18 protein-coding genes and 1 tRNA gene are annotated in these 24,480 nt (G+C 72.8%); 10 read left to right on the top strand and 9 right to left on the bottom strand.

What is annotated here, in order from left to right; genetic code table 11:
- Positions 1 to 42 precede the first annotated feature (42 nt).
- From glp to SNE206_RS27315, 3 genes are all read right to left on the bottom strand, one after another.
- On the bottom strand, positions 43 to 1,299 hold the full coding sequence (glp, locus tag SNE206_RS27325) for a gephyrin-like molybdotransferase Glp (protein ID WP_407916215.1): 1,257 nt from the start codon (positions 1,297 to 1,299) through the stop codon (positions 43 to 45).
- 116 nt (positions 1,300 to 1,415) lie between these two features.
- On the bottom strand, positions 1,416 to 2,336 hold the full coding sequence (gene galU / locus SNE206_RS27320) for a UTP--glucose-1-phosphate uridylyltransferase GalU (RefSeq protein ID WP_407916162.1): 921 nt from the start codon (positions 2,334 to 2,336) through the stop codon (positions 1,416 to 1,418).
- 55 nt (positions 2,337 to 2,391) lie between these two features.
- Positions 2,392 to 3,357, bottom strand: a complete 966-nt coding sequence (locus SNE206_RS27315; RefSeq protein ID WP_407916161.1) for a GGDEF domain-containing protein — start codon at positions 3,355 to 3,357, stop codon at positions 2,392 to 2,394.
- 62 nt (positions 3,358 to 3,419) lie between these two features.
- On the opposite strand from SNE206_RS27315, the gene SNE206_RS27310 reads away from it, so the two are divergent.
- Entirely contained in the window at positions 3,420 to 4,016 is a 597-nt protein-coding gene (locus tag SNE206_RS27310; protein WP_407916160.1) for a 5-formyltetrahydrofolate cyclo-ligase, read from the top strand.
- Here SNE206_RS27310 and SNE206_RS27305 read toward each other — a convergent pair.
- The gene (locus tag SNE206_RS27305) at positions 4,003 to 6,720 is read right to left on the bottom strand and encodes a penicillin acylase family protein (RefSeq protein ID WP_407916159.1); all 2,718 of its coding nucleotides are present in this window, start codon (positions 6,718 to 6,720) and stop codon (positions 4,003 to 4,005) included. The genes SNE206_RS27310 and SNE206_RS27305 overlap by 14 nt on opposite strands.
- A gap of 217 nt (positions 6,721 to 6,937) precedes the next feature.
- Here SNE206_RS27305 and SNE206_RS27300 point away from each other — a divergent pair, with 217 nt between their 5' ends.
- The 5 genes from SNE206_RS27300 (at position 6,938) to mscL (ending at position 11,678) form a co-directional block, all read left to right on the top strand.
- Positions 6,938 to 8,422: a potassium/proton antiporter gene (locus SNE206_RS27300; RefSeq protein WP_407916158.1), complete on the top strand. Its 1,485-nt coding sequence runs from the start codon at positions 6,938 to 6,940 to the stop codon at positions 8,420 to 8,422.
- Between the two features lie 323 nt (positions 8,423 to 8,745).
- Positions 8,746 to 10,116 carry an MFS transporter gene (locus SNE206_RS27295; RefSeq protein WP_407916157.1) on the top strand — a complete coding sequence of 457 codons (1,371 nt, stop codon included), beginning with the start codon at positions 8,746 to 8,748 and terminating at the stop codon, positions 10,114 to 10,116.
- Positions 10,117 to 10,237: 121 nt separating this feature from the next.
- On the top strand, positions 10,238 to 10,600 hold the full coding sequence (locus tag SNE206_RS27290) for an FmdB family zinc ribbon protein (RefSeq protein WP_407916156.1): 363 nt from the start codon (positions 10,238 to 10,240) through the stop codon (positions 10,598 to 10,600).
- 300 nt (positions 10,601 to 10,900) lie between these two features.
- Positions 10,901 to 11,182, top strand: coding sequence for a hypothetical protein (locus SNE206_RS27285; RefSeq protein ID WP_407916155.1), 282 nt, complete (start codon positions 10,901 to 10,903; stop codon positions 11,180 to 11,182).
- Between the two features lie 79 nt (positions 11,183 to 11,261).
- Positions 11,262 to 11,678, top strand: a complete 417-nt coding sequence (mscL, locus tag SNE206_RS27280) for a large conductance mechanosensitive channel protein MscL (RefSeq protein WP_407916154.1) — start codon at positions 11,262 to 11,264, stop codon at positions 11,676 to 11,678.
- Between the two features lie 117 nt (positions 11,679 to 11,795).
- Here the strand turns inward: mscL and SNE206_RS27275 are convergent, their stop codons facing one another.
- Together SNE206_RS27275 and SNE206_RS27270 are read right to left on the bottom strand one after the other, a co-directional pair.
- A complete protein-coding gene (locus SNE206_RS27275; RefSeq protein ID WP_407916153.1) occupies positions 11,796 to 11,990 on the bottom strand; it encodes a hypothetical protein in 195 nt (64 codons plus the stop codon).
- Between the two features lie 183 nt (positions 11,991 to 12,173).
- Positions 12,174 to 13,145 carry a sigma-70 family RNA polymerase sigma factor gene (locus tag SNE206_RS27270; protein WP_407916152.1) on the bottom strand — a complete coding sequence of 324 codons (972 nt, stop codon included), beginning with the start codon at positions 13,143 to 13,145 and terminating at the stop codon, positions 12,174 to 12,176.
- Between the two features lie 781 nt (positions 13,146 to 13,926).
- Here SNE206_RS27270 and murJ point away from each other — a divergent pair.
- Both murJ and SNE206_RS27260 read left to right on the top strand, forming a co-directional pair.
- Entirely contained in the window at positions 13,927 to 15,906 is a 1,980-nt protein-coding gene (gene murJ / locus SNE206_RS27265; RefSeq protein ID WP_407916151.1) for a murein biosynthesis integral membrane protein MurJ, read from the top strand.
- A 379-nt stretch (positions 15,907 to 16,285) separates the two neighbouring features.
- On the top strand, positions 16,286 to 19,651 hold the full coding sequence (locus SNE206_RS27260; protein WP_407916150.1) for an N-acetylmuramoyl-L-alanine amidase: 3,366 nt from the start codon (positions 16,286 to 16,288) through the stop codon (positions 19,649 to 19,651).
- A gap of 348 nt (positions 19,652 to 19,999) precedes the next feature.
- Here SNE206_RS27260 and SNE206_RS27255 read toward each other — a convergent pair whose 3' ends face one another.
- The 3 genes from SNE206_RS27255 to SNE206_RS27245 form a co-directional block, all read right to left on the bottom strand.
- The gene (locus SNE206_RS27255; protein ID WP_407916149.1) at positions 20,000 to 20,284 is read right to left on the bottom strand and encodes a hypothetical protein; all 285 of its coding nucleotides are present in this window, start codon (positions 20,282 to 20,284) and stop codon (positions 20,000 to 20,002) included.
- 783 nt (positions 20,285 to 21,067) lie between these two features.
- Positions 21,068 to 21,316, bottom strand: coding sequence for a hypothetical protein (locus SNE206_RS27250; protein WP_407916148.1), 249 nt, complete (start codon positions 21,314 to 21,316; stop codon positions 21,068 to 21,070).
- A gap of 875 nt (positions 21,317 to 22,191) precedes the next feature.
- A tRNA-Arg gene (locus SNE206_RS27245) sits at positions 22,192 to 22,264 on the bottom strand.
- Positions 22,265 to 22,476: 212 nt separating this feature from the next.
- Here SNE206_RS27245 and SNE206_RS27240 point away from each other — a divergent pair.
- Together SNE206_RS27240 and SNE206_RS27235 are read left to right on the top strand one after the other, a co-directional pair.
- Complete coding sequence (locus tag SNE206_RS27240) at positions 22,477 to 23,952, top strand: glycosyltransferase family 39 protein (protein ID WP_407916147.1); 1,476 nt, start codon at positions 22,477 to 22,479, stop codon at positions 23,950 to 23,952.
- Positions 23,953 to 24,049: 97 nt separating this feature from the next.
- Positions 24,050 to 24,480 (top strand): glycosyltransferase (locus SNE206_RS27235; RefSeq protein WP_407916146.1); only part of this gene is annotated, 431 nt, incomplete at its 3' end.

The raw sequence follows: 24,480 nt of genomic DNA, 5'->3' as shown, positions 1-24,480 counted from the left end.
GGCGCGGGTCGAATACCGCGCTACCGTACAGCGCCTGCCCGGTCAGTCCGTGAGAAGGACCACGTCCACGGCGCTGCCGGCGGGCAGGGCGGTGGTGTCCTCGGGCACGGTGATGAGGCAGTCGGCCAGGGCGAGGGCGCCGACCAGGTGCGATCCGGCTCCGCCGACGGGCGTGACGGTGCCGTCCGGGGCGTACCGGCCGCGCAGGAACTGCCGGCGGCCGGCGGGTGAGCGCAGGGCCTCGGTGCAGACGGCGCGGACGACGGGCCGGTGCACGTCGGGGGCGCCGAGCATGGTGCGGATGACCGGGCGGACGAACAGCTCGAAGGAGATGTAGGCGCTGACCGGGTTGCCGGGCAGGGCGAGCAGCGGGATGCCGGGGCCGTCGCCGATCCGGCCGAAGCCCTGCGGCTTGCCGGGCTGCATCCGCAGCCGCCGGAAGTCGACGCCGCCGTAGCCGTCGAACACCTCCTTGACGACGTCGTACGCGCCGACGCTGACGCCGCCGCTGGTGACGACGAGGTCGGCGGCGCCGAGCTGCTCGGCCAGGACGGCCCGCAGCACGTCCGCGTCGTCGGGAACCCCGCCGACACGGATCGCGTCGGCGCCCGCGGCGCGGGCCGCGGCGGCGAGGGCGAAGCTGTTGGAGTCGGGGATCCGGCCGGGGCCGACGGGCTCGCCGGGCTGCACGAGTTCGCTGCCGGTGGAGAGCACGGCGACGCGCGGCCGGGGGCGGACCCTGGCGGTGCCGCGGCCGATGGCGGCGAGCAGGCCGATCTGGGCGGGACCGAGGACGGTGCCGGCGGTCAGCACGGTGGTGCCGGCGGCGATGTCGCTGCCGCGCCGCCGGATGTGGGCGCCCGCCGTGACCGGGCGGAGGACGAGGACCCGTTCGTCGGCCGCGGTGGCGGTCATGGCGTCGGCGGGCCGGCCGGTGCCGGTGCCGCCGTCGGTCCACTCGACGGGTGCGACGGCGTCGGCGCCGGGCGGCACGGGGGCGCCGGTCATGATGCGGGCGGCCTGCCCGGCCCCGACCTCGGGGAGTTCGCCGGCGCCGGCGGCGATGTCGCCGACCACGGCGAGGGCGGCGGGGCTGCCGTCCGCGGTGTCGTCCGGCAGGTCGCCGGAGCGGAGGGCGTAGCCGTCCATCGAGCTGTTGTCGAAGGGCGGCAGGTCGGTCGCGGCGACGGCGTCCTCGGCGAGCACGCAGCCCTGGGCGTCGAGGAGGGGCAGGTCGGCCGGGGGCAGCGGGACGATGCCGGACAGCACGTCGTCGCGGTGCTCGTCGACGGTCCACATGCGGGGCGGCCGCGGGGCGGCCCCGGACGGTGCCGGGGCCCCGGCGTCCTCGCAGCAGGGGTCGTCGCTGCTCTGCACGGGGCCCGCGGTCATCGCCTCACTCGCCTTCGTGGTGGTCAGCTCTGCATCTCGGTGGTGACGAACGTGCGGAGCCAGCTCCGGAACTCGGGGCCGAGGTCGTCGCGCTCGCACGCCAGTCGGACGATAGCGCGAAGGTAGTCGGCGCGGTCGCCGGTGTCGTAGCGGCGGCCCTTGAAGAGCACGCCGTGGACGGGGCCGCCGTCGTCGTCGCCGCGGGTGGCGAGCTCGCGCAGGGCGTCGGTCAGCTGGATCTCGCCGCCGCGGCCCGGCTCGGTCTTGCGGAGCACCTCGAAGACGGCGGGGTCGAGGATGTAGCGGCCGATCACCGCGTAGTTCGACGGGGCGTCGGCGGTGTCGGGCTTCTCGACGAGGTCGCTGATCCGGAAGACGTCGTCGCCGAGGCCGTTGGGCTTGACGGCGGCGCAGCCGTAGAGGTGGATCTGCGCGGGGTCGACCTCCATGAGGGCGACGACGGAGCCGCCGAGCTCCTGCTGGACCTCGATCATGCGGGAGAGCAGCGGGTCGCGCGGGTCGATGAGGTCGTCGCCGAGGAGCACGGCGAACGGCTGGCCCGCGATGTGCTGTTCGGCGACGAGGACGGCGTGGCCGAGACCCTTGGGGTCGCCCTGGCGGACGTAGTGCATGTTGGCGAGCTGCACGGACTCCTGGACGCGGCGGAGCCGGTCGTGGTCGCCCTTGCGGGTGAGCAGCTCCTCGAGCTCGTACGCCCGGTCGAAGTGGTCCTCCAGCGCCCGCTTGTTGCGGCCGGTGACCATCAGTATGTCGGACAGGCCCGCGGCGGCGGCCTCCTCCACGACGTACTGGATGGCCGGCTTGTCGACGACGGGCAGCATCTCCTTGGGAGTCGCCTTGGTCGCGGGCAGGAAGCGTGTTCCCAGCCCGGCAGCGGGCACGACGGCCTTGGTGACGGGGGTGCGGGCGTGCGTCTTCGTCATGCGTCGACCTTACTAAGGCGGGTTGGCGCCCTCTGAGAGCGAGGTGAAGCCGGGCTTAGATCCCGTCCCGGGCCACCCGCGAGGCGGCCGCGGTGCGGGCGCGGCCGACGGAGGTGAGGGTTGCCTCGCCGACACAAGCGGACACACTACCGGGCTTTCGTCCCGCCTCCGCAGGTCCTTCCGCAGGGCCTGCGGCCCGGTGCTCGGCGAGGCCGCCGAGCGCGTCGGCGGGGGTGCGGCGGCCCGGCCGGGCGGACGGCCCTGCCGAGGAGCCGGGCACCGGGTCGACGGGTGCGCCCCGCCAGCAGTCGCCGCCCGCGCGGCGGGCCTCGGCGAGGGCGCGGTCGGCGGCGCGGAGCAGCAGGGCGGCGTGGGTGCCGTCGCGGGGGAGGACGGCGATGCCGATGGCGGCGGTCAGGCCGTTGCCGCGGACGGACGCGTCGGTGTCCGGGCAGGTGCCGGAGGCCGTCCGGCCGCTGTCGGGGCTGTCGAGCAGCCGGTGCCGGCGGACGGCCCAGCAGAGGCGTTCGGCGACCTGTTCGGCGCCTTCGGCACCGGTGTCGGGCAGGAGCACGAGGAATTCCTCGCCGCCGTAGCGTCCGAGGGTGTCGGAGCGGCGGATCTCGACGGCGAGGCGCTGGGCGAGGTCGCGCAGGACGGCCCCGGCCCGGCTGCGGCCGCGTTCGGCGACGACGGCCTCGAAGCCGGCGATCTCCAGCATCAGCAGGGCGAGCGGGCGGCGTTCGTCGGCGGCCTCGGCGCGGCGGGCGCGCTCGATCTCCTTGTCGAGGGTGATCTGCAGGTGGCGGTAGTTCCACACGCCGGTGAGGGGGTCGCAGGATGCGGTGCGCTGCAGTTCGTCCCGTTCCCGGCGGAGCCCGGCGACCTCGCCCTGCAGCGCGGCCTCGCGTCCGGCGGCCCGGGCGGCGCTGCGGCGCAGCCGCAGGCCGAGCAGCCCGGTGCCGGCGGCGGCGGGGACGCTCAGCGCGGCGAGCGCCTGGACGAGGAGCGGGGTGGACATGGGGTGCCTTCCGCGTGTCAGGCTCTGGGCACCGACCGACCGGTGCCGAACAGGGGGATCCGTTGACTGCCAATCCATTGCACAACGACAAGGCGGCCCTGAGGTCACGCCTGCTGGAGAGTCGGCGCGCACTGTCACCCGGTCGGCGGGCGGCGGCGGCCGGGGAGCTGGCCGTCCGGGCCGCCGGGCTGGCCTCGCCGGGCTGGACGGTGGCGGCGTACGTGTCGGTCGGCGGGGAGCCGGGGACGGGCCCGCTGCTGGACGTGCTGGCGGCGCGCGGGGTGCGGGTGCTGCTGCCCGTGCTGCTGCCCGACAACGACCTCGACTGGGCGGCGTACGCGGGCCGGGAGGCGCTGGCGCCGGCCGGCCGGGGGCTGCTGGAGCCGACCGGGCCGCGGCTGGGTCCGGAGGCGGTCTGCGACGCGCGGCTGGTCCTGCTGCCGGGCCTCGCGGTCGACCGGCGCGGGCTCCGGCTGGGCCGCGGCGGCGGCAGCTACGACCGGGTGCTGGCCCGGCTGGCCGCGGCCGGGGTGCGGCCGCTGCTGGCGACGCTGCTGTACGAGGAGGAACTGCTGGACGAGGTGCCCGCCGAGCCGCACGACCTTCCGGTCGACGCGGCGGTCACCCCGTCCGCGGTGGTGCGGATCAGCCGGCGGTGAGCGTCATCGTGTTCCTGGTGTTCTTGGTGACGGCGTCCGCGGAGTAGGACCAGGGCAGGAGCCGGCCCTCGGCCCACAGCTCGGTCTGGTCGTTGTAGTTGGTGTGGAAGGCGTGGCCGGAGGCGCCGCCGACGTTGATCCAGTGCGAGGCGTCGAAGTCGCTGAGGTCGACGACCATGCGCATCGAGGGCACCCAGTCGACCTGGTAGCCGGCGGCGGCGGTCCAGCCCGCGGCGTTGACCGCGGCGCTGCCGCCGGAGAGCCGGTACGGGCCCCGGTTGAGCAGCCGGTGCACGAAGCCGGAGGCGATCGACGAGTCGTCGCTGCCGAGCGTCGACTCCTTGAGCGTCAGGGTGTGCAGGCGGCCCCAGCTCCAGGTCGAGATCGACTTGCCGAGGTAGGCCGTGAGGTCCTGGCGGGCGCTCTTCATCGCCTGGGCGAGCAGGTTGTTCAGGCCGTGCTGCGGCAGGTGGTCGGAGTCGATGTAGTCCCACCACGGGCTGTTCGGGGTGGCGAGCTGGGTGCGCACCACCTCCATCCAGCGGTCGCCGCCGTCGGGCTGCGCCTGCGAGGGCTCGCGGGTGCCGCACTCGGTGACGGCCTGCGGGGTGCCGTTCAGCGCGTCGTCGGGGAGCGTGGAGTCGCGCTTCTGGCGGACGAGCAGGCAGTCGCCCTCGGCGCGCAGCGAGGCGGGCAGCTTCTGGCCGAAGGCGAGGGTGAGCAGGGCCCGCCAGACGCCGTTGTAGTAGGCGGCGGCGGCCGAGTCGGCGTCCTGGTGGTAGTTCCAGTCCTTGAGCAGGTCCTGGGCCTCGCGGACGTACGGGTCGCTGATCTTCACCTTGAGCAGCAGCGGGACGAGGGTCTTGGCCATGACGCTGGTGTTGTCGAGCTGCATGGCCTGCATGTCGTCCGGGGAGATCTTGCCGCCGTTCTTGAGCTTGCCCTCGATCTGGTCGGTGATCTCCTTGGCGCGGGTGCCGTACTCCCAGTCGGTGGTGAGGCTGTAGGGGTAGCTCTTGTCGACCACGGCCTGGTTGGCGGTGACGATGTAGCCGGCCTCCGGGTTGTACGCGTAGGGCAGCGCCGCGAAGGCGATCGGCTTCGGCTCCCAGTCGTAGGCGGAGTCCCAGCCGGGGGCGGGGTAGCGGCCGTCGCCCTTGGCGCGGACGGGGATGACGCCCGGGGCCTGGTAGCCGATGTTGCCTTCGGTGTCGGCGTAGATGAGGTTCTGCGCGGGGACGGCGAAGTCGGCGGCGGCCTTGCGGAAGCCCTCCCAGTCGGCGGCGGCGTCGAGCTCGAAGACGGCGTCCATGGTGGTGCCCGGGGTGAGGGCCGTCCACTGCAGGGCGACGCCGTAGCCGCTGGCGCGGTCGGGGGCGGCGTTGCCGGCGGGCGCGTACGTGCCGACGTTCTGCTGCTCGGAGGACTGGTCGGAGATCAGCGGGCCGTTGGCGGTGGTGCGGACGGTGATGGTGCGGTCCGGACCGCCGGCGACCTTGATGACCTCCTTGCGCGTCTCGAACTTCACCTCCTTGCCGTCGCGGAGGTAGGTGTCCGGGCCGGTGACCTTCTCCAGGTAGAGGTCGGTGACGTCGGCGCCGAGGTTGGTGAAGCCCCAGGAGATGTGCTGGTTGTGGCCGATGACCACACCGGGCGTCCCGGCGAAGGTGAAGCCCGCGGTGTCGTAGCCGCAGGCGGCGCCGACGGTGCGGCAGTGCAGGCCCATCTGGTACCAGACGGACGGCAGGCCGGGGCCGAGGTGCGGGTCGTTGGCGAGCAGGGGCTTGCCGGTGGTGGTGTGGCTGCCGGAGACGACCCAGGAGTTCGAGCCGATGCCCTGGCCCTGCGGGCCGAGGAGCTGCGGCATCGCGGCCATGTTGTCGGCGATGCCCTTGAGCAGCGCCTGCGTGGTGGCCCGGCCCTGCGCGGTGGCGGCGGCCGTGCCGGCGGCGTCGCCGGCGGGCTTGTACCGGCCGTTCGCGACGGTGCCGCCCTTCACGATGGTGCCGTTGCGCTCGTACGGGTACTCCGGGTAGAGCTGGTCGATCTCGTCCTGCGGGAAGTTCTGCGCCAGCAGGGAGCGGTCGATCTCCTCCTGGAGGTTGCCGGAGAGGTTCCAGGCCATGGCCTTCAGCCAGGCCACGGAGTCGACCGGGTTCCACTTCTCGGGCTCGTAGTCGCCGTTCACGGTGCCCAGCAGCGCGTACTCCAGCGAGGCGCCCGCACCGCCCGGGTGCTCGGACAGCCAGGCGTTCACGCCGTCCGTGTAGGCCTGCAGGTACTTCTTGGTGTCGGGCGCGAGCACGGTGTCGTACTCCTGCTGCGCGACCTGGCGCCAGCCCATGGTGCGCAGGAAGGCGTCCGTCTCGACCTGTCCGGAGCCGAACATCTCGGAGAGGCGGCCGGCCGTGATGTGGCGCCGGACGTCCATCTCCCAGAAACGGTCCTGCGCCTGCACGTAGCCCTGGGCGCGGAAGAGGTCCTCGGAGGTGTCCGCGTAGAGCTGCGGGATGCCGTTGGCGTCGCGCTTCACGTCGACCGGCTTGCTCATCCCGGCGACCCGGACGGTGCCGGTGACGTCGGGGAAGGAGGAACGCACGGTGTGGACAGCCCAGTAGCCGCCACCGCCCAGCCCGGCGATCAGCAGCACGGCCAGCACGATCACGATCAGACGGGCGCGCCGGAACTTCTTCGAGCGGGGCATCTGGGTCCTTGGCGGGGTGATGGCGGCCGTGACAGGTCACCACATTAAGGCGGCTCAGGTGGCGGACGTGCACCGGGGACGCCCACGGTTGGATCACAGGGACGATACCCCGGCCGGGTGACCCCCGGGGAAGGCCGATCCGGCCTGTTAAAGATCAGGCAAAATGTTAGATTGAGTAACGACTCATCAGCCGCTTCCGCCCCCGGGGTGCCCCTGCGTGACCGTCGACCGCCTGAACACGTTCCTGCTCGAATTCTCCGTGATCCTTCTGGTCGCGGTGGTCGCCGTGCGCATCTCCTCCCGGTCCGGGCTCCCGAGCCTGCTGATCTACCTCGGCATCGGCGTCGCGCTCGGCCAGGACGGCCTCGGCGTGGTCTTCAACAACGCCGAGCTCACCCAGGTGCTCGGCTACGCGGCGCTCGTCGTGATCCTCGCCGAGGGCGGCCTCAAGACCAGCTGGCAGGCCATCAGGCCGGTCATGCCCGCCGCCGTCGTGCTCGCCACGGTCGGCGTCGCCGTGAGCGTCTTCGTCACCGCGGGCGGCGCGCACTGGCTGGTCGGGCTGGACTGGCGGACATCCCTGCTGCTCGGCGCGATCGTCTCCTCCACCGACGCGGCGGCCGTCTTCTCCGTCCTGCGGACGGTGCCGCTGCCGCGCCGGCTCACCGGCCTCCTGGAGGCGGAGTCCGGCTTCAACGACGCGCCGGTGGTCATCCTGGTCGTCGCCTTCGCGACCACCGGCCCGCTCGACCCCTGGTACGTCCTGCTCGGCACGATCCTCGGCGAGCTCGCCATCGGCGCCGCGGTCGGCTACGCGGTCGGCCGGCTCGGCGCGTACGGCATCAAGCACGTCGCCCTGCCCTCCTCCGGCCTGTACCCCATCGCGGTGCTCGCGCTGACCGTCCTCGCGTACGCGGGCGCCTCGCTGCTGCACGGCTCCGGCTTCCTCGCCGTCTACACGGCCGCCCTGGTCCTCGGGAACTCCAAGCTCCCGCACGGCCCGGCCGTCCGCGGCTTCGCCGACGGCCTCGCCTGGATCGGCCAGATCGGCATGTTCGTCGTGCTCGGCCTGCTCGTGACGCCCGCCGCCATGGGCTCCGCGATAGTCCCCGCGCTGGTCAGCGGCGCGGTGCTGGTGTTCCTCGCCCGCCCGGCCTCCGTCCTGGTCTCGCTGACCCCCTTCCGGCTGCCCTGGCGCGAGCAGGCCCTGCTCAGCTGGGCCGGGCTCCGCGGCGCGGTGCCCATCGTGCTCGCCACCATCCCGATGGTGGCCGCCGCACCGCGCGCCCAGGAGGTCTTCAACATCGTCTTCGTCCTCGTCGTGGTGTTCACCCTGCTCCAGGGCCCGACCCTGCCGCTGGTCGCCCGCGGCCTGCGGATCGGCGAGGGCGACATGGGCCAGGACCTCGGCATCGAGGCCGCGCCGCTGGAGAAGCTGCACGGCCACCTGCTCTCCGTCTCGCTGTCCCCCGACTCCCGGATGTCGGGCGTCGAGGTCGGCGAGCTGCGGCTGCCCAAGGGGGCCGCCGTCACCCTGGTCGTCCGCGACGGCAGCAGCTTCGTCCCCGAGCGCACCACCATCCTGCGGGCCTCCGACGAGCTCCTCGTGGTCACCACCGAAGAGGTCAGCGAGGCCGCCGAGCGCCGGCTGCGCGCCGTCGACCGCGGCGGCAAGCTCGCCGGCTGGCTGCGCGGACGCTGACCCCCGCCCGCCGCCCCGGTCGGCAGCGCCACGTGGACTGTGACGCTCCTTGCATCCCCAGCTCCGCAACGGCCTCCTGCCGTACAATCGAACGGTACGGGTCATCCGTACCCACCAACCCGCAACATCTGTCTGATGCAGAGTTGGCGCGACCGCTCGGCGGCCGCGGTCCGCAGCACCCTGCCGCACGCCGTCACCCGCACCGTTGCGGGGCCCGGCCGGACCCGGTATCAACCCCGGTCGACGCGCGAGAGGACGACTCTCGGCGCCGTCGGGGTCCACCCATGCCCCGGGGCGCTACCAGGCAGCAGGAAGGACCGACCGTGACGGCCCGCCGAACGGTCGACGACACCCGTGCCCCCGGAACGCCCGCACCGGCGTCCGGGGAGCCCGCGCCCGCGGCCCCCACCCGCGTCGGCTACGCGACACTGCTCCGCACCCCCGGCGCCCGGACGTTCCTCGTCCCCGCCTTCGCCGCCCGGCTCCCCTACGCGATGCTCAGCCTGGGCATCGTGCTGCTCGTCCTCGACACCCACGGCTCGTACGGCACCGCGGGCGCCGTCGCCGCCGTCTCGGCCGTCGCCCAGGCCCTGGTCGGCCCGCAGACCGGCCGGCTCGCCGACCGCTACGGGCAGGCGTCCGTCCTGCTCCCCAGCCTCGCCGTGCACGCCCTGTCGGTCGGCGCCCTGATCGCGCTCGCCCTCGGCCACGCCCCGGTGTGGGCGCTCTTCGCCGCCGCCGCCCCGGCCGGCGCCTCCGTGCCGCAGATCGGCGCGATGGTGCGGGCCCGCTGGGTGGCCCGGCTCTCCGACTCCCCCGCCACGCTCAACACGGCGTTCGCCTTCGAGTCCGTGACCGACGAGTTCACCTTCGTGGTCGGCCCGGTGCTCGCCACCGCCCTCGCGACCGGCGTCACCCCGGCCGCCGGGCTCGTCACCGAGGCCGTCCTGACCGTCGCCGGCGGCCTCGCCTTCGCCGCACAGCGGCGCACCGCGCCCGTCCGGCACCCGCACACCGCGGACGGCCGGCGCGGGTCCGCCCTCGCCTCCCCCGGCGTCCGGCTGCTGGCCGGCTCGTTCCTCGGCGTCGGCACGGTCTTCGGCGCCCTCCAGGTCTCCATCACCGCCTTCGCGGAGTCCGCCGGCCGGGCCGGCGCCGCCGGCACCGTCTACGGCGTCTTCGCCGCCGGCTCGATGCTCGCCGGGGTGCTGTACGGCCTCGTCGCCTGGCGGCGCTCCGCCCGGCAGCGGATGCTCGGCAGCTACGCGCTGCTGGTGCTCGGCTGCTCGACCCTCTGGGCCATGCCCGGCCTCACCTCGCTCACCGTCGCGGGGCTGTTCTGCGGCCTCGCCATCGCACCGACGCTGATCACCGGCTACACCCTGGTCGAGACGCTCGTCGGCGACGGCGCCAAGACCGAGGCCTTCACCTGGCTCACCGGCGCCATCGGACTCGGCCTCGCCGCCGGTTCGACCGTCGCCGGACAGCTCATCGACACCGGCGGCCCGTCCGCGGGCTTCCTGGTGCCGGTCGCCGGCGCCGGACTCGGGCTGGTCGCCCTGGTCACCCTGCGCCGGCTGCTCGTCCCGCCGGCGGCGCCGGGACGCACCGTCGCACGGGCGTCCGGCGCGGCGCGGTTCGCCCCCGAAGCGACCGCTCCGCAGCTGGTCGGAGCAGGTGCCGCCCAAGGCTGACACCCGGGACCGACCCGGATGGAGCCATCTCACATCCGGCATCGCTGGACTGTTCCAGCGGAATGCCGCATCATGGACGATCGTTAGCACTCATCAGGCGAGAGTGCCAGGAGGAAGACAAGTGCCCACGTACCAGTACCAGTGCACCGAGTGCGGCAACGGCCTGGAGGCGGTGCAGAAGTTCACCGACGAGGCACTGACCACGTGCCCCGCATGCCAGGGAAAGCTCCGCAAGGTCTTCTCGGCCGTGGGTGTCGTGTTCAAGGGCTCCGGCTTCTACCGCACCGACAGCCGTTCCTCCTCCAGCAGCGCGGTGGGCTCGGGAACGGCGTCCTCGACGCCCTCCACCGCCTCCGCGGGTTCGGCGTCCTCCGGCTCGTCGGGCTCGTCGGGCTCCGGTTCGTCCGGTTCCAGCTCGGGCTCGGGCTCGTCGGGGTCGTCCTCGACCGGCTCGAAGTCCTCGTCGGCGGCCTCGGCCGGCTGACGCACGGCCTGCGAAGCCCGGCCCCACCGACCCGATCGGTGCGGCGCCGGGCTTTTCGCGTGCCACCGGTCTTTTCTGCGTGCCGCTGGGCCTTTCGCGCGCCCCCGGCTTTTAGCGCGCCCGGACGCCGCGGCAGGGCCCGGTGGAGCCGTCGTACTACTCCTTTCGGGGGAGGAGAGTTTTCCACACCCCCGAGTTGTCCACAGGAATGCAGCGGGCGCTGCAGGTGAACGGCATTCCGTCGGATTCTGGGGTCCGCGGGCCGACCGGTCCCGCACACCACCGACCGAGGCGGACACCGTGACCACCTGCCCCGTTCCCCCGCTCCCGCTTTCCGTACCGCCCCGGCGTGCGGTGCCCGACTTCCCGCCCGTCCGGCGCGGCTCCGGAGGGCGGCACCGCCTGCAGCAGGCCGTACGCCACCGCCCCGGCGTCCTCGCCGCCGGACTGGTCGCCGCCGCCACCGCGCTCGCCGCGGGGCCCCTGCGCCCCGGCCCGCCCCCGCCGGCCGCCACCTCCGCGGTCACCGCCGAACCGGTCCCGGCCCCGCGCTGCGCGGGCACCGCGCCCCCCACCCGGTGACACCAGGCCCACCGATCGACCGGCCTGCCCCGGCGCGCCGCATTCCGTGACGGCCGAGGCGATGTGGTGTTGTTGCGGAATGAAAGGCTTCAAGGAATTCCTGTTCCGCGGGAACATCATCGACCTGGCGATCGCCGTCGTCATCGGCGCGGCATTCACGAATGTCATCAACGCGTTCGTGAAGGGCGTCATCAACCCGGTCGTCGGCCTGTTCGGCACGGGGGATCTCGCGTCCTACCGGTCCTGCCTCAAGGGGCCCTGCACGCTCGCCGCCGACGGCACGGTGTCGTCCGGCATCTACATCCTCTGGGGCGAGGTGCTCAGCGCCCTGCTGCAGTTCGTCATCACCGCGGCGGTCGTCTACTTCGTCTTCGTGCTGCCGATGCTGCACTACATGGCCAAGCGCAGAACTCCCCAGCAGGAGGCGCTGGCGGCCGAGGCCCAGGAGGTCGCCCTGCTCACCGAGATCCGCGACGCCCTGGTCCGCCAGGGCTGACACCGGCGCGGCCCGCAGGCGCAACCCCGACCTGCGGGCGTTCCACCCGGACGTTCCGCCCCGGCGCCCCGCCCGGTCGTGCTGCCCGCAGATCCGGCGGCGCGGCCCCGCGGAGCACTACCCCCCGTGGTGCGGGGGCCGCTGGCTGAGGTACCAGTCCAGCCCGCGTTCGCGCCCCTCGCCGCCGGGGCGCTCGCCCCAGCCGTGGTCGGTGTCGTCACTGCTCTGGCGGTCCAGCGGATCCCCGAACCGCAGGGCAGCCGCCGCAGGCTTCGCCTCTTCCGCACCCCGGTCGCTGTTCTGTTCGGCCATACGACCCGCCTCCGGCTCTCTCTCCTCCGTCGATGCTTCCTCCCCCAGCCTAGGGTCGGCCCGGCCCACGACCCGACCCGCCTACGCGCACCCGGCCGACGCGCACCGGGCCGCAGGCTCCGGACCGCAGGGGCACGGCGCCCCTACCGCCGGCCTCTACGGCCGGCCCCCATCGGGCGGAGGTCAGGCGGCCTCGAAGCCCGCGTGGTCGGCGATCTTCTTGAGCTCCGCCAGCGCGTGCTTCTCGATCTGCCGGATCCGCTCACGGGTCAGTCCGTGCTGCTTGCCGACCTCGGTCAGCGTGCGCTCCCGGCCGTCCTCCATGCCGTACCGCGAGCGGATGATCGATGCCGTCCGGTCGTCCAGCCGGCCGATGAGGTCGTCCAGCTCCTCACGGCGGAGCATCACCATGACGGCGTCCTCCGGGGAGACCGCGCCGGTGTCCTCCACCAGGTCGCCGAACTGGGTCTCGCCCTCGTCGTCGACCGCCATGTTGAGGCTCACCGGGTCGCGGGCCCAGTCCAGGACGTCCTTGATCCGCGCCTCCGTGGTGTCGAGCTCGGCCGCGATCTCGGAGGGGGCGGCCTCACGGCCCAGTTCCTTCGACTTCTCCCGCTGCACCCGGCGGATCCGCCCGAGCTCCTCCACGAGGTGGACGGGCAGCCGGATCGTGCGGGACTGGTCGGCGATGGAACGGGTGATCGCCTGGCGGATCCACCAGGTCGCGTACGTGGAGAACTTGAAGCCCTTCGCGTAGTCGAACTTCTCGACCGCGCGCACCAGGCCCGCATTGCCCTCCTGGATCAGGTCGAGGAGGGGCAGCCCGCTGCGCGGGTACCGGCGGGCCACCGCGACCACCAGACGCAGGTTGGACCTGATGAACACGTCCTTGGCCCGCTCCGCGTCCTCGGCTATCGCCTTCAGCTCCGCAGCCGTCACCCCTTCGGGCAGCGGGCCCGCGTCCAGCAGGTGCTGCGCGTACACGCCGGCCTCGATCCGGAGCGAGAGCTGCACCTCCTCGGCGGCGTCGAGCAGTGGCGTCCTGGCGATCTCGTCGAGGTACATGCCGACGAGATCGCGGTCTGCCTCAAGGTTGGTCGGCCGGGCCGAGCGAGTCCGGTCGGCCCTGTCGCGAACGACGGCACGAGTGGCCATGCTTGCTCCCTTGCTGATTGCCGGATACGGCGGCGCCAACCGCGCGGGCCTGCGCTGCTCACAGATGTGCGGGCCCGCTGGAGGCTCACACGTAACGATCCAACGCACAGAAAAGCGACAACATTCCCAAGTCGCTCAGATTTCGCCCTGCCGTGCAGTATCCTGCGAAATTTCTCCGGCCCGGTCAGCAGCCCGTCACCGTCCGCACACGCTGCGGCGCCACCGGGGGAGGCGGCCTAGGGGTAGCCAGGGGCAGCCAGGGGCAGCCGGGGGGACATCCGCACACACCCCTCGCCGGAACAACGCACGGGCGGCCCCACTCCTTCCGGCGAACGCCGCACAACCGCGGCAGCCACCGCACCCGCGCCACCCCTCACCCGTCGAGCCCGGCCATCACGCCTGGCCACGAGCACCGCCCGACCTCCGGAGCGAGGGGCGGGGCCCCCGCGGGACCCCACGTCCACGACCGCCACAGCCGACAGTCAGTGATAAAGGTCACACGATCGTGCGTTCTCCCAGTCGCGGCGGGGAATCGGACGAGGAGCAGCCAACCCGAACGGACCGCCCACCCAAGCCACTTAAGCGGACATACCGGAATATTCCATCACCCTTCGCGTCACCGGGCCCCCCGCGCCCCCGATATCCTCCGTGAACGCAGGGCTGCCGCCCGGAACACCGGACTCCCCAGGGAGTGCCACGGTTTGGCAGACTGCTCCGGCTGGGTGCACCTGTGCGGAGGCCCTGCAGCACCACCGCCCAGGAACCGAGCGACGGGGGTCAGATGACCATGCACACCGCGGGCGAGTCCCCCGACTCGTACGCGTACGGCGACCCGCCGACGATGGCCCTGCGCCCGATCCCGGCCCAGCCCCCGCAGTCGGGCCCGGGTGACGCGGGCCACCCCGGTCTGCCGCCGCAGCCGCTGTACGCCCCGCAGCCTTCGGGCGCCCCGCAGGGGCCGGCCACGCTGCCGAGCCAGCGACAGGGCGAAGGCAGCGGCGAGCCCGGCAAGCAGTCCTCGTCCGTCGGGCGCAACGGCCTGATCATGGCGCTCGGCACGCTCTCCTCGCGCGCCCTCGGCTTCATCCGCAGCGCGATGATCGCTGCCGCGCTCGGCTCCGCCGCGCTCGGTGACGCCTTCAACGTGGCCAACTCGCTGCCCAACGTCGTCTACATGATGCTGCTGGGCGGCGTGCTCGCCTCGGTCTTCGTGCCGGAGCTGGTCCACGCCGCGCAGACCCACAAGGACGGCGGCGTCGCGTACACCGACCGCCTGCTCACGCTGTGCGGCGTCATCCTGGTCGTCCTGACCATCGGCGCCTGGGTGCTGGCGCCGACCATCGTCGACCTCTACTCGCACTTCCACGGCGCGCAGCGCGACCTCACCATCGCCTTCGCCCGCTTCTGTCTGCCGCAGATCTTCTTCTACGGCGTCTTCACGCTGCTCGGCCAGGTGCTCAACTCCCGCGACCGGTTCGGCGCGATGATGTGGACCCCGGTGCTGAACAACGTCGTGGCGATCGCCGTGTTCGGCCTCTACATCGCCATCGGCAACAACGCGGACGACGCCGAACAGATGACCTCCGGCCAGACGATGCTGCTCGGCCTCGGCAGCACCCTCGGCATCGTCGTCCAGGCCCTGGGCCTGCTGCCCTCGCTGCGGTCCTCCGGGTTCCGCTGGCGTCCGCGCTTCGACTGGCGCGGTGCGGGCCTCACCAAGCCGATCAAGGCGGCGACCTGGGCGCTGATGCTGGTCGTGGTCACCCAGATCTCGTTCGCCGTCATCAGCCAGCTGACCACCGGCGCCCAGGGCAGGGCCAAGGCCGCGGGACTCACGGTGGGCCTCGGCAACTTCGCGTACACCAGCGCCTACCAGCTGTTCGTGGTGCCGCAGGGCGTCATCACCATCTCCCTGGTGACCGCGCTCCTGCCCGGCATGGCGCGGGCCGCGACCAACGGCGACCTGTCGAAGATCGGCGGCGACCTCTCCGGCATGCTGCGCTCGTCCGCGGCGATGATCGTCACCGCGACGATGCTGTTCATCGCCCTGGCCCCGCAGATCGCCGCCATCGCCTACGGGCACGGCAAGGTCACCTCCGCGGACTCCTGGGTGATCGCCCAGGCGCTCATCGCCTTCGCCATCGGCCTGCCGGCCTTCTGCGCGCAGTACGCCCTCGCCCGCGGCTTCTACGCCATGGGTGACGCGCGGACCCCGTTCTGGCTGACGGTGGTCTCCACCACGACGAACTCCGGGCTGTCCGCCGTCGCGTACTGGCTGCTGGGCCCGCGCTGGATCATCATCGGCATGGCCGGTGCGCAGAGCATCGCCTGCCTGATCGGCGTCGGCCTGACCGGCTGGGCCCTCGGCCGGCGGCTGCGCAGGCCCGTGACCGGCGCGGAGGCCGCTGCGGGGTCCGCCGCCGCACCGGACGCCACCGTGGACCTCGGCCTGCGCCGCGGCAAGCAGCGCAGCGGCCTGAACGGCGGCTCCGTCATCGCCCTGCACCTGGCGATCGCCGCCGCCTGCCTCCCCGGCGCGGCGGCTGCCGTCTGGGCCGCCGCCCGCGTGAGTGCGGCGGTCGGCGACGGCCTGCCGGGCGACGTCGCGGGCCTGGCCGTCGGAGCGTTCGCCATCCTGCTGTCGCTGTTCGCGCTGGCGCGCCCGCTCGGTGCCGGTGACGCCGTGGCGCCCCTCGCCCGCAGGCTGCGCATCCCGTACCCGGAGCCCGCCGTCCCCGGGAACGGCAAGCACCGCCGGTAGTCCGTCCGCCGTCCGCCCGCCGTCCGTCCACCCGCCCGGTCCACCGCCGCACCAACGGCGGTGGACCGGGCGGTGGACGTTCGCCCCCGCGTCGGCCCGCGCCCGCCACGCCGCATGCGGCCGCGCCCGCGCCCCGTCACCACGCACCGCGCACCGCGCACCGCGCACCCGCCGACGCGCACTGCGCGCCGCAGCTCCGCAGGTCAGGCGCCCCGCGACACCCCCCCCCGGTGCGCGACGGACGCTCCATCGGGTGCTAACTTCTCGTCGCCCTCTGTGCAACCAGGCGCTCCCGCCGCACGGCCCCGCCCCCCACCAGTCGGCTCCGCATGGGTCCGGCCCCCACGGCCGGTTCGGACACGAAAGGTCCGCGACTCCGTTGAGCCCCACACACAGAGCTGCGAGCGGTGCCGCGGGTGCCGCGCACCGCCGCACCCGCCGTCTGCGGATTCCTCTGGCGATCACCGCGGCGGTGGTCGCGTCCGCCACCGGCTTCGCGCTGTTCGCCGGCGCCGACACCACCCCCGACCCGGTGTCGGGGCCCGACGTCCTGCAGCACCGGTTCGCGTCGGCGGCGGCCGAGTTCAAGGTGCCGCAGAGCATCCTGCTGGCGCTGTCGTACCAGCAGAGCCGGTGGGAGTCCCATCACGGCGAGCCGAGCACGACCGGCAACTACAACGTGATGGGCCTGACGCAGGTCGACCCGGCCGCCGTGGCGAAGGCCATCGACGCCGGCCCCGGCCCGGAGGCCGACGGCCGCGGCGACGGTTCCCCGGTGCGGGCCGACGCGCCCCCGGTGGAGGTCGAGGACGGCCCGGCGCTGCACACCCTGGACAAGGCCGCCAAGCTGATCGACGAGCCGGCGGCCCGGCTGAGGACCGACCCGGCGCAGAGCATCCGCGGCGCGGCGGCCCTGCTGGTGAAGTACCAGCGGGAGGCGGGGAAGCCGCTGTCGGACGACCCGGACGACTGGTACGCGGCCGTGGCCCGCTTCAGCGAGTCGGCGGCCGACAAGGGAGGCAGCGACTTCGCCGACCGCGTGCTGGGCACCGTGCACGTGGGTGCCGTCCGGGTCACCACGGACGGCCAGCTCGTCACGCTCGCCGCCGCGCCGGCCGTCACGGCGGGCGACACCGCCGCCCTGCGGCTGAGCTCGGCCGACGGCCAGACCAGCGTTCCGGTGGCCGCGCCGGTGCCGACCGCCGGACGGCCGGGCGGGTCGGGGAAGAAGGGCGCCAGGACCACCAAGGGCGCCAGGACCACGACCACGGCCACCACCGCACAGGGTGCGGCCGGCAGCGGGGCTGCCGCGTCCCGCGGCACCACCGCCGGCGCCCGGACCGCTCTGCAGGCCTCGTTCACCGGCGTGCAGGCGTCCGGCAGCGTCCTCGCCGCGGACACGCCGGGCCCGGTGGAGTGCCCGGCCGGTCTGGGCTGCGACTTCAGGCCCGCCGCGTACGTCCTGCAGAACGCCGCGGACCCGACCTCCTTCGGCAACTACACGATCGCGGACCGTCCGTCCGACGGCCAGAAGATCGACTACATCGTCATCCACGACACCGAGGGCGGCTTCGACGGCTCGATCGCCACCTTCCAGAAGGCGTCGACCCAGGCCAGCGCCCACTACATCGTCCGGTCGTCGGACGGCCACGTGACCCAGCTGGTCAACACCAGGAACGTCGCCTGGCACGCCGGCAACAAGTCCGTCAACATGCACAGCATCGGCATCGAGCACGAGGGCTACGCGTTCCCGGCGAACAACGCGACCTGGTACTCCGAGCAGCTCTACCAGTCGTCCGCCTCGCTGACCCGCTACCTGGCCGACCGGTTCGGGGTGCCGCTGGACCGCCAGCACATCATCGGGCACGACGACGTGCCGGGCCCGCGCCAGAGCGACATCGCGGGCATGCACTGGGATCCGGGCACGTTCTGGGACTGGAACCACTACATGGACCTGATCGGCGCCCCCGTCCGGGCCAGCACCGGCGGTCCGATCCTGGTCGGCGGCAAGGTCACCATCGCCCCCGCCTTCGACTCCACCAACACGCCGCCGGTGGACGGCACCTCCGCCCGCCCGGAGAACTTCGTCTACCTGCGCACCGCGCCGAGCAGCACCGCCGCCCTCGTCGGCGGCGGCACCACGCAGGCCGCCAGCTGGAAGGCCAAGGCGGTCGCCGGCACCAGCTACGTCGTCGCCGACCAGCAGGGCGACTGGACGGCCGTCTGGTACGGCAGCGTGAAGGGCTGGTTCCACAACCCGAACGGCCAGAGCGCCGCCGCCGACAACCGCACCGGCCAGACCGTCCTGGTGCCCCGGGCCGGCACGTCGTCGATCCCCGTGTACGGGCGGCCGTACCCCGAACTCGCCGCGTACGGATCCCACCCGGCGATCGACACGACGAACATCGAGCCGACGCCGTACACCGCCACCGTCCCGGCCGGTCAGGCGTACCTCGCGAGCAGCCCGCAACCGGTGGCCGGTGACTACTACTACGCGCAGAACATCAACGGTGACGCACCGGACGACCGCACCCTCGTGGTCGGCAGCGACACGTACTACCCGATCCGGTACAACCACCGCCTGGCGTTCCTGAAGTCGACCGACGTCGACGTCGTCACCGCGACCACGCCGGCACCGGGCGGCTACACCCCGGTCCCGCCGAAGCGCCTGCTGGACACCCGGCTGGCCATCGGCGCCCCCAAGGCGAAGGTCGGACAGGGCGGCACGCTGCCCCTCCAGGTCACCGGCGGCAGCACCGGCGTCCCGGCGGGCGCCACCGCGGTGATCCTCAACGTGACCGCGGTCGCACCGACCACCGACAGCTTCGTCACCGTGTACCCGGACGGCCAGCCCCGGCCGAACGCGTCCAACCTCAACTTCACCGCCGGACAGATCGTCCCCAACCTCGTCGTGGTGCCCGTCGTCAACGGCCGGGTCGACCTCTACAACCGGTACGGCAGCGTCGACCTGCTCGCGGACGTCGCCGGCTACTACGCCCCCACCGGCGGGTCGGACCTGACCACCATGACGCCGGTCCGGCTGCTCGACACCCGCTACGGCACCGGCGCCGCACTCGCCCCGGTGGGCCAGGGCGGGGTTCTCACCCTGACCCTGGCCGACGTCCCGGCGGACGCCACCGGCGTGGTGATGAACGTGACGGCCACCCGCCCCACCGCAGACAGTTTCGTCACGGCCTTCCCCTACGGCAGCACCCCGCCCGCGGTGTCGAACCTCAACTTCCGTTCCGGGCAGACCGTCCCCAACCAGGTGATCGTCCCGATATCCGACGGCAAGGTCTCCTTCTACAACCGCTACGGCACCGTCGACCTGATAGCCGACGTCACCGGCTACTACGCCCCCACCGGCACCGGGAAGTTCACCAGCACCGGCCCCAGCCGCCTGATGGACACCCGGTACGGCACGGGCACCGCCGGCGGCAAGGCCGCCCGCCTGGGCGACAACAGCACCATGACCCTCACCGTGGCCGGCCGGGCCGGCCTGCCGACCACCGGCGTCACCGCGGTCGTCCTCAACGTCACCGCGGTGAAGCCCACCGCCGGTGGATTCGTGACGGTCTTCCCCGCAGACACCGAGCGGCCGAACGCGTCCAACCTGAACTTCACCCCCGGCCAGGTCGTCCCCAACCTCGTGGTCGTCCCCGTGAAGAACGGCAAGGTGTCGTTCTACAACCGCTACGGCACCGTCGACCTGATAGCCGACATCACCGGCTACTACACCGGCTGACCCCGACCCCGAAGGGCCGGCCCCCGAGGTTCCCCCCTCGCGAGCCGGCCCTTTCCACGTGCATCGCCGCGGGCGGCGTTATGCCCCAGGCAGGAGGCGACTGCGACCCACAGCTCCGGCCCGCTGTGGAGGGGACCAGACCCGTTCGAGCCGGGCCCGGGGTCTAACCACCAGTGGATCGACGGTACAGCCCGTGGTGCGGTGGCCTCTTCGTCCCGACGCAACTCATGCACCAACCTGCCGTCGGGGAGCGCAGGGGCTGACCGGCAAGGGCAGGCGGGGAACGGCCCTCGATTGTTCACCGAGGTAGTAGCGCGGTCAGGCACTCAGCCCCGCAGCCGACCATTACTACCCGAACGCGACAACCTCGCCGGCCGTGACCTGGGGAGGGTTAGGGAGCAGTGATGCGAGATTCTCACGCACGAAGTCTGCAGCCCTTTTGATCGACTCCACGGCCCCAGCCTGGTCTTCAAAGACGCTGGTCGAGACCATAACCCCATCCCCAGCGGCGACCCAGTAGTAAGCCACGAATCCGGGGACCTTCTGGATGAGTGGTAGGAAGCCCTCCTTCACTCGGCGTCCCGCCTCAGCAGGATCGGTCACTCCCTCGTATCGCCGTACCGCTGCATACATGGCTGACCTCCTCTTGGGCCGAGCTCGCCTCGTAGGAGGCTATAAACCCACCATGCGACTCGTCTCGCCATAAGAACAAGTTCTGATCGAGCGACGGGCTGGCCAGCGGAGACACTCCCCCGACCCGCTGACCAGCCCGTTTTCCGCCGCCGGTTGTCAACATTGGTTGGCCCTGGTCGACTTCATGCGGCCCAGAGACGGCCCCGGGCCTACTCGTCGTCTGCGTTACCCCACCGCCCCCACAAGGTGTGGTGCCAGTCGCTGGCATCCGGTCCAGGTGGGGGTATCACTGGCATCGGCCTGGGGCTCGTCTCGATGAGGTGCAGCAGGGTCCACGCGACGCCGTAGCAGTCGTCCGGACCGAAGCATGCGGCCAGCGCCTCTGCCTCTTCAGCCGTCACGGGTCGGGAGATGGCTTGGAGCTGCTCGCAACGCCTGTCGATCTCCTCCTCGGTGGAGTTCCAGTCGGGAAGAGGGCCATCTGCCGTGAAGGTCTGTACCTCGGGTCTCATCCCGGAAATGATCAGCTCTCGCGGCTGGCCCGGGCAAGGCCCTGCTGGTGATCACCACTTCACGCGGGGGCGGAGTCTGATCGATGCAGGTCGAGGAGACCAGGAGAGCCCTAAGCTTGGGAATCAGCAGTCCCCCCGCCACGAACTAGCCCCTGAGCTGGGCGAACACCAGCTGCAAGCCCTCTTCGTGTGCTCGCCCTTCCCCGCTACTCGCCGCGACTGACCGCCCGATCTGGTGCTCATCTGGTGCGGCGGCCAAGTTGCCGTCAGCTCACTCGTAGACGGTGGCCGCTTGAAGAGCGCGGGCGAAGAAGCTCCAGTCGCCGTCGGCGGGCATCTCGCGTTTGAAGTTGCGGTACCAGCCGGGCGAATCCTCGACCCAGCCAGCAAGGGCCTCCAGAAAGCGATCGAGGGTCGCGTTCTCCCACTCGGGGCCCCGTTCGAGGTACTCGGAGTGGAGACCACGGATGAATGCCGCGAGATCTTCCCGGCTCTCGACTCGGTCTTCGGGCGTTGCCATGCGGGCACCGTATCGCGTGGCTTTGGCCGGCTTGCGGCCACAGCTCGGGCCGAGCGGGTGGTTCCCTCCTCGATCGGGCAGCTTCGCCGCACCCGGGTTCTCCAGGGGCCGCCAAGGCTCGCCGGGTGACGCTTGCGCTTGGTCTTGGCGGCCCTGGAGGTTCCAGGCACGCCCTTGGGTGGCCGGTCGAGGAGGGGGCCGCCCGCGACCCGACCACGATCACCCCGACGGGGCTGCACCCATACGCCTGCCCCAGGTCCCCTCCGAGGAGGGCCGGGCTTTGGGGCAGAGCCCCATGGTTCTGACCGTCATTGCCTGCTCGGCGGGGCGGTCCTGCCGTCCACCCCCGTGGCGCGGCCGGCCGCCGCCGTCGCGGGGCGAAGACAGGAGCGGCGGCGGGCCTTGATGAAGTAGCGAAACTCGTAACAGCCTCTCCCCAACCAACTCCCCCTCCTCGCCGGTGCATGGCGCAGGGGCAGCGTCTCGGCAAGGCTTGACGACAGGAGTTCAGAATTATGACGTCGGCCTGCGGCCTGGTCACCGAGCCGCTGCCGGCCGTCGCGGGTTCGGATGCTCGGGGCTTCCTCGTCGCGGAGCGCGTCCAGCATGCGCGCGCACGGCGTTGACCTCGCCCATGCGCGCGGCGACCTCGTCCGGAGTGAGACGGGTCGACCGCGGTCGACTCGTCGGACGGTTGCCCGGTCCCGCTCTCCGGTGGCAGCGGAAGACCAGGGCGCCGACTCCATGGCCCTCTGGCACGGGTACGGCACGGCCGGGCCCACCGCCTACCGACCCGGCCGACGGCGAAGGGCCGACTCCCGGGGTTCATCCCTCGCAAGCCGGCCCTTCCACGTGCATCGCCGCGGGCGGCGTTGTGCCCCAGGCAGGATTCGAACCTGCGACACCGGCTTTAGGAGAGCCGTGCTCTATCCCCTGAGCTACTGAGGCGGGGGTCTGTCGAGGCACCTGCGCCGGGGCAGGTGTGATCGGCCGACGGCAGACAGACTAGCGGATTCGGCGGGCGGGGATCGTGCCCGGCGCAGGGAGCGCGGGTGTCGGGGGGTGACGGGCGGTCAGGCCGGTCCGGGCCCGCGGGTGGGGTCCGGGTCGGTATTCTGGCCGCACCCGAATGTCTGGTTCGACAGATTATGAGTGGTTAAGTGCGGATCGTACGACAATATGCGGTCTGGCTGGTTCCCTCTGTCGTCACCCTGGTCGTCTGCCTGGTGGGGATCGGCGTTCCCGAGCTGTGGCGCGACGAGGTGTCGAGCTGGAGCGCCTCCGGCCGCTCCCTCGGCGGGCTGGTGGGGATACTGGGCAACGTCGACGCCAGCAACGGCGCCTCCTACCTGCTCCTGCACGGCTGGACGGGCGTGTTCGGCGACGCACCCGGGGTGCTCCGGTTCCCCTCCGCCCTGGCGATGGCGGGCGCCGCCGCCTTCACCGCGCTGACGGCCGAGCGGATGTTCGGCTCGCGCACGGCCGGGCTCGGCGCGGGGCTGCTGCTGGCGACCGTGCCGCAGGTCTCCCGGTACGCGCAGGAGGCGCGGGCGTACGCGGTCGTGACGTGCGCGGTCGCGGCGGCCGCCTGGTGCCTGCTGCGGGCGCTGGAGCGGCCCGGCGTGGGGCGGTGGGCGGGGTACGCGGTGTGCACGGCCGTGGCGGGCACGTTCCACCTGGTGTCGCTCGGCTGCCTGGTGGGCCAGCTGCCGCTGGTACTGGCCGCGGCCCGCAGGCCGGGCTCCCGGCGGGTGCTCCGGCAGTGGCCGGTGGCGGTGGTGGCCGGGGTGGTGCCGACGCTGCCGGTGGTGGTGCTGGGCCGGCTGCAGCGGGGGCGGCAGCTGTCCTGGCTGACCGCGCCCACCGGGCGGGAGCTGCGGTTCGTCTGGCAGGAGCTGTTCGGCTCGTACCAGGTGCTGTACGCGTTCCTCGCGCTGGCGGCGCTGGCCCTGCTGTGGCGGCCGTTCCGCGGGCCGGCGGTGCTGCTGCTGGGGATGGCCGCGCTGCCCGTGGTGGCGGTGTGGGTGGTGTCGCGGGCCGGCTCGACCGCGTACTTCCTGCCGCGCTACCTGCTCTTCACGCTGCCCGCGGGTGCGGCGCTGGCGGGAGGCGGCATCGGCGTGCTGGGTGCGCTGCTGCGCCGGGCCCGGGTGCCGGCGGTCGCGGCGGTGCCGCTGGCCCTGGCGGCGGTGGTGGCACCGGCGGCGCTGGGGATGGACGTGCAGCGGTCCCTCCGGACGACGGCCTCGCACACCGACACCGACTACCGGGGCGCCGCGGAGCTGGTGGCGGCCGGCTACGCGCCCGGGGACGGCCTGGTCGCGGCCGGCGGCGACCTGAGCTGGATGATGGTCGGGCCCGCGCTGGACTACTACCTGCCGGACGCCGTACGGCCGCGGGAGATGTTCCTCCGGGAGAGTCCGGTCGTCGCGCACGACCTGTATCCGGTGGAGTGCCGGGTGCCCGCGGCCTGCATGGGTGACGAGCGCCGGGTGTGGGTCGTTAGCATCGGCACGGGTGACGATCCGTACCAGCGGCTCCCGGCCGGGCAGGCCGGGGCGCTGCGGGCGGCGTACACCCCGTCCGAGGTGCGGCACGTGCCGGGGCTGACCGTGGCGCTGCTGGTGCGCCGGTGAGGCCCCGCTCCCGTGCCCGCCCCGCACCCGCACCCCGTGTCCGCAGCCGCGCCGACGTGCGCCCCGCACCGGCGCCGACGCCTCGAAAGGCTCTGACGTGACTGCCCCTGAGGAGAGCACCTTCGCCGATCTCGGCCAGGTGCTGGTGATCATCCCGACCTACAACGAGGCCGAGAACATCGAGCGGATCGTCTCCCGGGTCCGCACCGCGGTCCCCGAGGTCCACGTACTGGTCGCCGACGACAACAGCCCCGACGGCACCGGCGATCTCGCCGACAAGCTCGCCGCCGAGGACGGCCACGTCCGCGTCCTGCACCGCAAGGGCAAGGAAGGCCTCGGCGCCGCCTACCTCGCCGGCTTCCGCTGGGGCATCGACAACGGCTACGACGTCCTCGTCGAGATGGACGCCGACGGATCCCACCAGCCCGAGGAACTCCCCCGCCTGCTCACCGCCCTGCGCACCGCCGACCTCGTCCTCGGCTCCCGCTGGGTACCCGGCGGCAAGGTCGTCAACTGGCCCAAGTCCCG

The organism is Kitasatospora sp. NE20-6, assembly GCF_045862635.1.
The sequence above is the reverse complement of the archived record's forward strand: the minus strand, read 5'-3'. Positions and strand labels throughout refer to the sequence as shown.

Coding starts and splice junctions, on each gene's coding strand:
- glp (WP_407916215.1), bottom strand. CDS start 1,299: ATGTGGACCGTCGACGAGCACCGCGACGACGTGCTGTCCGGCATCGTC.
- galU (WP_407916162.1), bottom strand. CDS start 2,336: ATGACGAAGACGCACGCCCGCACCCCCGTCACCAAGGCCGTCGTGCCC.
- SNE206_RS27315 (WP_407916161.1), bottom strand. CDS start 3,357: ATGTCCACCCCGCTCCTCGTCCAGGCGCTCGCCGCGCTGAGCGTCCCC.
- SNE206_RS27305 (WP_407916159.1), bottom strand. CDS start 6,720: ATGCCCCGCTCGAAGAAGTTCCGGCGCGCCCGTCTGATCGTGATCGTG.
- mscL (WP_407916154.1), top strand. CDS start 11,262: ATGAAAGGCTTCAAGGAATTCCTGTTCCGCGGGAACATCATCGACCTG.
- SNE206_RS27275 (WP_407916153.1), bottom strand. CDS start 11,990: ATGGCCGAACAGAACAGCGACCGGGGTGCGGAAGAGGCGAAGCCTGCG.
- SNE206_RS27270 (WP_407916152.1), bottom strand. CDS start 13,145: ATGGCCACTCGTGCCGTCGTTCGCGACAGGGCCGACCGGACTCGCTCG.
- murJ (WP_407916151.1), top strand. CDS start 13,927: ATGACCATGCACACCGCGGGCGAGTCCCCCGACTCGTACGCGTACGGC.
- SNE206_RS27255 (WP_407916149.1), bottom strand. CDS start 20,284: ATGTATGCAGCGGTACGGCGATACGAGGGAGTGACCGATCCTGCTGAG.
- SNE206_RS27250 (WP_407916148.1), bottom strand. CDS start 21,316: ATGGCAACGCCCGAAGACCGAGTCGAGAGCCGGGAAGATCTCGCGGCA.